The sequence below is a fragment of the Aedoeadaptatus coxii genome (assembly GCF_001553115.1).
GTDB classification, from domain to species: domain Bacteria; phylum Bacillota; class Clostridia; order Tissierellales; family Peptoniphilaceae; genus Aedoeadaptatus; species Aedoeadaptatus coxii.
The window spans coordinates 8,292-13,444 of sequence record NZ_KQ960174.1; the positions used below are offsets into that span (position 1 = coordinate 8,292).

A 5,153-nucleotide genomic window follows, 5' to 3' on the forward strand; every position below is an offset into this window, starting at 1 on the left:
TGTATGAAACCGAATTAAAAAGAAGTTTTGTGCGTGAATGTATTTTTTAAAAATTTATTCTGAAAAATATATTTTGAAAAAGTAAATCATTCATTCAAAAATATTTCTCAGGGGAAAGGAATAGGGCGTTGCGAATCGCCCTCTTTCCTTTCCCCTGAAACCCCAATCCTTTCCACCCTAACGCTTTTTAGCGGTGCGAAGCCCTAACGGGCTTCGATTGTACTGGGCTGTGTTGCGGAGATAGATGCTCTGTTTCAGGCAATTATTTTGAATATCTCTTGAATAACTGAAAAGAGTATCTTTCTGCTTGAGCAGCATAAGATGGAGAAAATGCCGTAGGCATTTTTCATTATAGTGCTGGCCAGAATGGGGTTGGGGTCCGCGGGGAAGGGGAAATGCGGCCTTTGCCTCTGAGCCCTTTCCCCTTCCCCGCGACATGGTTCTCGGGTTGTATGAAACCGAATTAAAAAGAAGTTTTGTGTGTGAATGTATTTTTCCAATTAAAAAGGAAGCCGGATATTACATCTCGCTTCCTTTTTTGATGTTTTAATTTTCTAAATTTGTCGATCGTTTGGTGGATTGTTTTTTCGAGCTGCTGCCTTTGGTACTTTTAGTGCTTTTGGTACTTGTGCCGCTTTTGGTACTTTTTGTACTTGTGGTGCTTTTGCTCGTCGAGCTTTTCTCGTCGCTGTCTTTGCTCGTCTTGGACGTGCTTTTGCTCTTGCTCTTGCTCTTGCTCGAGGATTCGCCGCTTTTTGTGCTTTCTTTCGAGCTTTTCGTCGTGTCGGCGGCGTCTTTATCCGTAGAATCGTAGGTGGACGCGCTGCCCGCTTCGGCGGTATCTTTATCCTTATCCTTGGAGGACTTGGATGTCTTTTCATCTTTTGCCGAGTAGCGTTCGTCGTATTTCTTTTCGAAATAGCGGAGCAATTCGTCGTCGCTGCCGTCTACTTTATAAAAAGCGTAGGTATCGTGGGTGGGGCGTACGTCGCCTTCCGGCGTATCCCGGTAAAAGACGATGTATTCTTGATTGGGCGTTAGAGATTTCGGCGTCTTGAGCTCGATGGTGCTGAGAGCCCCTTTGTAGTTTTTAATAAACTTCAAGGATACGCCGCCGCCGGCATCGGAGGAAAGTTCAACGAGGGAAATATAATCGCTGGCATCTTCCAATGCGGCATAACGGGTTTTGGAGTTGTCGCTTTCAAAAAGCTTAGCTTCTTCCCGTTCGCGGTCGCCGACGGGATCGTATTCGCCGTCGTTGTTGTCGGCGCTGTTTTTATTTTTTTGGGCGGCCATCATGGTGCTGTCGGCGTTGCCATTGATCGACGCACTTTTATCTCCTTTGCCGCAACCGATTAACGCTACGGCAAGTGCTAAAACAGGTATTAATTTAAACCATTTCATCCTTTACCTCCGTCCATTTGACGATCTTTCGTTTTTTATTTCTCTTGTGTCGATTATACCATAGGGAAGGGAGAGAGCGAGGGGAGTTAAGAAAAATACCGTAGAAAGTGATATAATAACTCTATGTATTTACCAAGTGCTGTTCAAGATATTATGGTGCGTTTCCGTGAGCGAAACGCTTCGATTTATGTGGTTGGCGGCGCCGTTCGGGATTTCGTCATGGGGAAAGAGCCTCACGATTACGATCTGACGACGCCCCTTTTGCCGGAAGAGATTTTAAATCTTTTTCCCGATTACACCACCTTTCGGGAAGGGGAAAAATTCGGTACCATCGGCGTTATGACCTCCGAAGGTCCCGTGGAAATTACTACCTTTCGAATCGACGGCGATTATGAAGACGGCAGAAAACCAAAGGGGGTTTCCTTTACGCCGAATTTAATCGACGATTTGAAGCGTCGGGATTTTACCGTGAACGCCATGGCCTATTCGCCGGAAGAGGGCATCGTGGATCCCTTCGACGGAAGGGGAGATTTACAGCGGGGTATATTGCAAGCCGTCGGCGATCCCAAGCGTCGGCTGGAAGAAGATGCCCTGCGTATTTTGCGCGCCTTTCGTTTCAGCGGCCAGCTCGGTCTCGCCATGGATAAGGATCTTCTTGCGGCAATTAGAGCTGAAAAAGAGCGACTCCGCTTGCTTTCGAAAGAGCGTATCGCCGATGAAATGGGGAAAATTCTCCTTTTGGAAAAGCCCTCCAAAGTGCTTTACACCATGGAAGCTACTGGGGTTCTCTCTATTTTATTTCCGGAACTTGTGGCCACAGTGGGCTACGATCAGCGCAACCCTCATCACGATAAAACGCTCTTCGATCATATTCTTTGCGTAGTGGATCACGCGCCGAGGAAGCTTGCCCTGCGCTACGCCGCTCTTTTTCACGATGTGGAAAAGCCGAGCACCCTCACCGTCGACGACAAGGGTGTAGGGCATTTTTTCGGCCACGACGAAAAGGGCGCGGAAACGGCGCGTCGGATTTTGAAAAATCTAAAAGAAACGAAGGCTTTGCAAGAAGAAGTGGGTATCTTGATTAAAGAGCATATGAAAGTCCACGATGTCATGACGGATAAAGCCCTTCGCCGACAAATTCGCCGTGTCGGGGAGGAGTATATTTTAGATTTATACGATCTTATGGCGGCGGATATGGCGTGTACTTACGGCGCGAGGGATATTTCCCTTTTGACGGAGCGAAAAATGCGTATTCGCGAACTGATGGAAGCGGGGATTCCCAAGAGACGGGATCTCGCCGTGAGCGGCAGGGATCTCATGGAATTGGGTATAGAGCCCGGCCCCTTGATGGGGGAAATATTACGGGAAATGGAAGATATGCTTTTGGATCATCCGGAAGTAAACGATAAAGCACACTGGCTCGATTACGCCAAGAGACGATACGAGGAAAGGAAGAAGCAATGAAATTATTTGGAACCGACGGCATTCGCGGCATCGCGGGTAGCTTTCTAACACCGGAGCTCGCTGTAAAATTGGGTCGCATTCTCGCCGAACGCATTCACGAAACGGGCGTCGAAGAGCCCTTCGTCTTAACGGGAAGAGACACCCGACACTCCGGCACCATGCTTTCCATGGGCATCGCCACAGGCCTTATGGCGGGAGGCGTGGATTGCGTCAACCTTTCCGTCATTCCCACGCCGGGGGTAGCCTATCTCGTACGTCATTACGGTGCGGCTCTCGGCATTGTCATTTCCGCTTCCCACAATCCTTACGAATATAACGGCATTAAAATCTTTTCCTCGGAAGGATTTAAACTGCCCGACAAGGTGGAAGAAGAAATCGAGGAAAAACTCCTGGATCCCAATTGGGAACCGAAACCTGTTACGGGCATGGCCATCGGCACGAAGCGAAAAGATTTCCGCGGCATCGACGATTACGAAGATTACCTCGTAAGTTTAATCGACCGACCTCTCGACGATCTTACCATTGCCATCGACTGCGGCAACGGTGCCCTTTCCGATGTGGCGGAAAAAGTGTTGACCCGCCTCGGCGCCAATGTGGCGGCCATTAACATCTACCCGGACGGCCAAAACATCAACGATCACTGCGGCTCGACGGATCCTTCAAAAATCATCGAGCTTGTAAAAGAAACAGGCGCCGACGTGGGCTTCTCCTTCGACGGCGACGCCGACCGCATTATCGCCGTCGACGAAAAAGGCAGGGTCATGGACGGCGATCACATCCTCGCTGTCTGCGCCACGGGTCTAAAAGAAAAGGGCGAACTGACGGGAGACACCGTCGTGGGTACGATCATGAGCAACATCGGCTTGGATCGCTATTTGGAATCCATCGGCGCAGGCCTCGTGAAGACGAAAGTCGGCGATCGCTACGTGCTGGAAACCATGCGCGAAAAACATTATGTTTTGGGCGGCGAGCAATCGGGCCATATTATCTTCATTAAAAACAATACCACCGGCGACGGCTTGGCCACAGGCCTTCATTTACTGGAAGTGATGGAGCATACCGACAAGCCCATGAGCGAACTAAACGACCTTATGACGTCTTATCCTCAAGTGCTCGTCAACGCCACAGTGGCCAACGAGAAAAAGAAAAGCTACGAAACCCACGAGGGCATTCAAAAGCGCATTGCCGAAGTGGAAGGAAAATTTAAAGGGGAAGGCCGCGTGGTCATTCGCCCGTCGGGTACGGAACCTGTGGTGCGCGTCATGATCGAGGGAAAAGATCAGGCGGTGTTAGAGCAAGAAGCCGAGTCCCTGGCGCGCTACATTGAGGAGGAACTGAGATGAAAAAAATAGCCATTGTCTGCGACACATCCGCCGATTTCACTCGGGACGAAGCGGAGGCCATGGGAATAATCTACGTTCCCTTTACAATCGATGCCAACGGCACGAGCTACATCGACACCTACGATTTGGATCTGGAGAGCCTTTATCGGGACATGAAGGAAACGAAAGAACCTATACGAACAGCGTGCCCCTCGCCCTTCCATTTTAAAGAGGCCATCGAATCGGCAGATGCCGACGAATGCTTTGTCGTCACCATTTCATCGAAACTTTCGGGAAGCCACAACGCTGCAGCCAGCGGCATTCACGCCGTGTTGGAAGAACATCCCCATAAAAAAATCGCCCTCATCGATTCTAAATCCGCTTCCGCCGGCACGAGCAATGTGGTGTCCAAACTGTATCAGTGGATTCAGGAGGGCAAAACATTCGACGAAGCGCAAAAGGCCATCGAGGACTATGTGGAAGAGCAAAACACCTTCTTTATATTGGAAAGCATGGATAATCTCATTAAAAACGGCCGCATTCCCAAACTGGCGGGAAAAGCCGTCAATGTTTTAAATATGAAGCCCATTATGAGGAGCGAACACGGCTCCATCGCCTTACATCAAATCAATCGGGGATTCAAGAAAAGTCTCATGCGTCTCGGCGACGAGCTCATTAAACTTTCCAAAGAAAAGAGCGCCGATCTTATTACCATCTGCTACTCCCATGCGGAAGATAAGGCAGAAATGTTGAGTAAACGCCTGCAGGAAGAAATTGAAAACGCAAAAATCCTCATGGTTCAAACCAAAGGATTGGCGAGCGCCTACGCCGATTACGGCGGAATCGTCGTCGCGCTGTAAAATTCTTGCATTTTACTATAAATTGGGGTAACATACACTTATATATTGTGCGAAATTTTAGGAGGAATATTATGGCAAAAGGAAAATTTGAAAGAACCAAACC

General features: G+C 48.9%; 4 protein-coding genes. 3 read left to right on the plus strand and 1 reads right to left on the minus strand.

Translation table 11 applies throughout. The annotated features are described in order from the left end of the window. Window positions 1–546 precede the first annotated feature (546 nt). Window positions 547–1,404, minus strand: a complete 858-nt coding sequence (locus tag HMPREF1863_RS04450; protein ID WP_068367774.1) for a hypothetical protein — start codon at window positions 1,402–1,404, stop codon at window positions 547–549. A gap of 123 nt (window positions 1,405–1,527) precedes the next feature. Between HMPREF1863_RS04450 and HMPREF1863_RS04455 the strand changes: the two genes are divergently transcribed. From HMPREF1863_RS04455 to HMPREF1863_RS04465, 3 genes are read left to right on the plus strand one after another with little or no spacing between them, the layout of a single operon-like run. Further along, on the plus strand, window positions 1,528–2,868 hold the full coding sequence (locus HMPREF1863_RS04455; RefSeq protein ID WP_232300114.1) for a CCA tRNA nucleotidyltransferase: 1,341 nt from the start codon (window positions 1,528–1,530) through the stop codon (window positions 2,866–2,868). Beyond that, window positions 2,865–4,211 (plus strand): phosphoglucosamine mutase, encoded by a 1,347-nt coding sequence (gene glmM / locus HMPREF1863_RS04460; protein ID WP_068367778.1) that lies wholly within the window; start codon window positions 2,865–2,867, stop codon window positions 4,209–4,211. The genes HMPREF1863_RS04455 and glmM overlap by 4 nt, the downstream gene beginning before the upstream one ends. Then, a complete protein-coding gene (locus HMPREF1863_RS04465; protein WP_068367780.1) occupies window positions 4,208–5,050 on the plus strand; it encodes a DegV family protein in 843 nt (280 codons plus the stop codon). The genes glmM and HMPREF1863_RS04465 overlap by 4 nt, the downstream gene beginning before the upstream one ends. Window positions 5,051–5,153 lie beyond the last annotated feature (103 nt).

What these genes read in the sequence shown, in the direction of transcription:
- glmM (WP_068367778.1), top strand. Translation starts at nt 2,865, where the DNA reads ATGAAATTATTTGGAACCGACGGCATTCGCGGCATCGCGGGTAGCTTT.
- HMPREF1863_RS04450 (WP_068367774.1), bottom strand. Translation starts at nt 1,404, where the DNA reads ATGAAATGGTTTAAATTAATACCTGTTTTAGCACTTGCCGTAGCGTTA.
- HMPREF1863_RS04465 (WP_068367780.1), top strand. Translation starts at nt 4,208, where the DNA reads ATGAAAAAAATAGCCATTGTCTGCGACACATCCGCCGATTTCACTCGG.
- HMPREF1863_RS04455 (WP_232300114.1), top strand. Translation starts at nt 1,528, where the DNA reads ATGTATTTACCAAGTGCTGTTCAAGATATTATGGTGCGTTTCCGTGAG.